Here is a 2,329-nt window from a genome sequence, read left to right on the forward strand (position 1 = left end):
CATATTAGTAGAATCCTTTTAAATCCTACTAATCCTAATGAAATTGTAGTAGGCGTAGTAGGGCATTTGTATTCAAAAAATGAGGAACGTGGTATTTACAGAACTACTGATGGCGGTAAATCGTGGAATAAAACATTATTCTTAGACAACGAAACTGGGATTATAGACGTGGCTGTTTCGCCAAAAAATTTCAATATTCAATATGCAGCGGCTTGGAGTAAAGATAGGAAAGCTTGGGATTTTAAAGGTAGTGGTGCTGCATCTGGCATTTATAAAAGTGAAGATGCGGGCGTAACTTGGAAGCTTTTTTCGACTGCTGATAGCGGATTTCCCACTGGTGAAGGCGTTGGGCGAATTGGTTTAGCGGTTTATGATGACACTACAGTTTATGCTATTTTAGACAATCAATTTAAAAGACCTCTTGATACTAAAAAAAGTAGTGCCTTAACAACTGCTTTTGCTGTGCCGGGTGACGAATTCTTACAGTTGCCTAATAAAAGTTTGAACTCTATTTTAAAGAACTTTGGTTTAACTGAAAAGTACCGCGCCGAAAATATTAAACATTGGGTACAAAACGGATATTTGCAACCTAATGAGGCAGGAAAGTTGGTTTTGGAATCCATTAGCAGTTTAGCCGATGCCGAAGTAATTGGGGCAGAAGTTTATAAAACTACTAACGGAGGCACGAAGTGGACCAAAACACATACCGGATTTATAGACGATTTCTTCTATTCCTACGGGTATTATTTCAGTTCAATTTCTGTAGATCCAAGTAATGCAGATAAAATTTATTTATCAGGAGTGCCAGTTATCAAATCAGATGATGGCGGAAAAACATTTAAATCAATTAGTGAAGAAAATGTGCATTCGGATCATCATATTGTTTGGGTGAATCCAAATAAATCTGGGCATTTGATTAATGGGAATGATGGTGGTTTGAATATTTCCTATGACGATGGAGCACACTGGTTCAAAGGCAATTCACATGGAGTAAGCCAGTTTTATGCAGTCAATGTAGATGAGCAAGAGCCTTACAATATTTACGGTGGTATGCAAGATAATGGCGTTTGGATAGGACCGAGCAACTATAAATTTTCCTCTGATTGGCTCCAAGATGGGAAGTATCCTTATGAAAATTTAATGGGTGGTGACGGAATGCAAATTCAAATTGATAAGCGCAATCCAAATATTGTTTTCACAGGTTTTCAGTTTGGAAATTATTACCGAATCGATCGTGCCACTAACAAACGCGAGTACGTTTCGCCAAAGCCGAAAAAAGATGAAAAACCATTCCGTTTCAATTGGCAAACACCTATTTTATTGTCTTCTCACAATCAAGATATTTTGTATATGGGATCCAATTTTTTACACCGTTCCATGAATCAAGGACAAACTTGGACAGCTATTTCACCTGATTTGACTAATGGAACTAAGGAAGGTAATGTTGCTTTTGGAACCATTGCCACAATAAGCGAAAGCCAATTGCAATTTGGTTTGCTGTACACTGGTAGTGACGATGGATTGATTTATGTTTCTAAAGATGGCGGTGTAAGTTGGAACAAAATCTCGACCAATTTACCGCAAAACTTATGGGCTTCAAGAGTAACGGCTTCTACACATAAAAAGGAGCGCGTATATGCTACCTTAAACGGATACCGAAATGATGATTTCACCAGCTACGTTTATATCTCCGATGATTATGGACAAACGTGGACCAGTATTGCGGGGAATGTGCCAGTAAGTCCAGTAAATGTTATTGCTGAAGACAATATAAATGAAAATATCTTGTATTTAGGAACAGATAACGGCTTGTATGTTTCTTTGAACAGAGGAAAAAGTTGGGAAGATTTTTCGAATGGTATGCCAAATGTAGCTGTCCATGATGTAGTGCTCCAAAAGAAAGCGAGAGACTTAGTAGTAGGAACACATGGTCGATCCATTTATAAAGTCAACGTGGATCAAATAGAGCAACTAACTGATAAAGTCTTAGCGGAAAATGTGCATATTTTTGAAATAAATAAAATCAAAAAATCAAAAGATTGGGGAAACAGTTGGAGTTCATGGGCCAAAGCTACTGATCCAAAAGCAACTATTTGGTTTTATTCCAATACTGATTCAGAAGTAGTACTTCAAGTGGAGAATAGTTTTAAAGAAGTAATTTTTTCTCAAAAAGTACAAGCAGTAAAAGGATTGAATAAATATGTGTATGACTTAGCGGTTCCAAAAGAGATTGCGGAAAAAGCAGTAGCGAAAGACAAAAAATTAAAATGGGAATCGGCAAAAAATGGAAAGTATTACCTTCCTGTTTCTATAAATAAAATCAGCATTC

General features: G+C 36.9%; 1 protein-coding gene. It reads left to right on the forward strand.

All coding sequences use genetic code 11. The annotated features are described in order from the left end of the window. On the forward strand, positions 1 to 2,329 hold a 2,329-nt coding region (locus AC061C_RS15575; RefSeq protein ID WP_478291929.1), incomplete at both ends, for a WD40/YVTN/BNR-like repeat-containing protein.

It is taken from the genome of Flavobacterium sp. GNP010 (assembly GCF_056428945.1).